At 70.9% G+C, this 2,151-nt stretch carries 2 protein-coding genes; both read left to right on the forward strand.

Going from position 1 to position 2,151, the window contains the following annotated elements:
* Window positions 1–238: 238 nt before the first annotated feature.
* Window positions 239–382, forward strand: coding sequence for a hypothetical protein (locus tag RX333_RS17180; RefSeq protein ID WP_316016191.1), 144 nt, complete (start codon window positions 239–241; stop codon window positions 380–382).
* Window positions 375–2,151, forward strand: a 1,777-nt coding sequence (locus tag RX333_RS17185; RefSeq protein WP_316016192.1) for a phage tail tape measure protein, incomplete at its 3' end; no start/stop codon positions are given. The genes RX333_RS17180 and RX333_RS17185, both read left to right, overlap by 8 nt.

A 2,151-nucleotide genomic window follows, 5' to 3' on the forward strand; every position in this document is an offset into this window, starting at 1 on the left:
CTTAACTAGCCAAGTGAGGCGATAGGATTTTGGCTAGTTAGGTATATAGGCCCCAAAAAAACGCCTCCGCGCTCTTGCCGAATGGTCCTTCGGTGGGGGCGATCGCTACTGCGAAGCCTGCCAAGCGGCGTGCGAAGACTGCCCGGCGCGGCTGAACTGCCCGCTCACGCATGAAGGCTGGCAGGTCTGGGACCTCGTCGGCCGCCTCGGCGGCCAGCTCCGGTTACTGCCCGGCGCGGTGATCGGCTGGGACATGTCGGCAGCGCTGGCGCTCGGTGACGCCCTCGGCGTGCCGCCGCTCGCCATGGCCGAACTGCTGCCGGTCATCGAAGCGGTGATGGTGGCCAAGCTCAACGAACAGATGGAACGCCCCAATGGCTGAAAAGCGTGTGTCGGTCCGCCTCGCCGCGGTCGGCGGACGGCAGGTGCGCGCCGAGCTGGAAGGTGTGGGCGAAGCCGGATCGCGTGGCTTCGGACGGCTGAGCCGGGAGATGGAAGCCGCGAACGCCCGGCTCGCCGCCTTCGCGCGGCGGGTGCGGGTGGCGGCCGCCGCCGCCGTGGCCGCCGCAGCCGCCGCGGGCGTGGCGATGATCCGCTCCGGCCTCCAGACAGTTGATGCACAGGCCAAGCTCGCGCAGTCGCTTGGCACGACCGTCGCCTCAATCCAGACCCTCGAGCGCGCGGGCGAACTGGCGGGCGTTTCGATGTCCGGGATCGAGCAGGCCACCAAGGATCTGACGCGTCGTCTCAGCCAAGCGGCGGCCGGGACCGGCCCCGCCGCCGACGCGCTGGACCGGCTGGGGCTTTCGGCCAACGAGCTGATTGCTCTGCCGCTGGACCAGCGTGTGGGGGCGATCAACGCGGCCATCGAGAGCTTCGTGCCCGCCGCAGAACGCGCGGCCGTTGCGGGGCAGCTCTTCGGCGAGGAAGGCTCTATCGCCATGTCGCGGATCGACACCGCGACGCTGCGCCAGGCGACCGAGGACGTGCGCGCCTTTGGGGTCGTGGTCTCCGAGCAGGACGCTGACCAGATCGACCGGACGAACGATGCGATCTCCCGGCTCGGGCTGATCTGGCGCGGTCTCTCGAACCAGCTCGCCGTCGCCGCGGCCCCTGCGCTCGAAGCCGTCGCCAACGCCATGGCGGCGGTCGCCAGCCGCACCGGCCCGCTCGGCATCGCGATCCGCGGGCTCTTCGACAACATCGGCCGCCTGACCACCTATGCCGCCACCTTCGCGGCCTTCCTCGCGGGCCGCTGGGTCGCCGGCATGGCCGCCGCGGCGCTCTCCATCCGTGGCCTCGCCACCGCTCTCGTCGTGCTAAGGGGCGCGTTGATCCGGACCGGCATCGGCGCGCTGATCGTGGGCGCAGGCGAGCTCGTCTACCAGTTCACCCGGCTCGTGTCCGGCGCGGGCGGCTTTGGCGAGGCGATGTCGCTCCTGAAAGACTTGGCGGTCGAGGTCTGGGAGCGGATCAGGATGGGCGCGGCTGCGGCGGGCGCGGCCGCCACGGCGATGTTCTTCGACCTGAAGGCCGACGCCGCGTCGGGCATGCAGAGCGCCATCGAGAGCGTCGTGGCTTTTGGCAACACCGCCGCGAACACGTTCGAGGGGACCTACGAGGCGATCAAGGCGATCTGGGGCTTGCTGCCCGCGGCCATCGGCGATCTGGCGTTCCAGGCGGCGAACAGCCTGGTCGACGGCGTCGAGGCGATGCTGAACGGCGTGGTCTCGCGCATCAACGGCTTCATCGGCGGCATCAATCAGGGGCTGGAAGCGCTCGGGTCCGAGCGCCGCATTTCGCTGGTGCCCGACCTCGACCTTGGCGAGATCGAGAACCGCTTCGAAGGGGCGGCAACGGCCGCGACGACGGCGGCGCAGGCGGCCTTCGACCGGGCCTTCGAGGACAACCCGCTGACCGCGCCCGATCTCGGCCTGACCGAGGCGGCAAACCGCGCGCTCGAGTCCGCGAACCTGTATCGCGGGGCCGCGCGAGATCTGGCCGAGGGGGCCCGCGCGCCCCTCGAAAGCTGGCAGGCCCTGCGGGATGCCGTGCGCGGCACCGATGAGGCGAGCGCGGATGCGCTGACCGAGGCCACGGGTGCTGCCGAGCGGCTGGAGACGGCGCTCGGCGATGCCGGACGCGCCGCGA

Source organism: Roseobacter sp. HKCCA0434 (assembly GCF_032464675.1).
Lineage (GTDB): Bacteria > Pseudomonadota > Alphaproteobacteria > Rhodobacterales > Rhodobacteraceae > Pontivivens.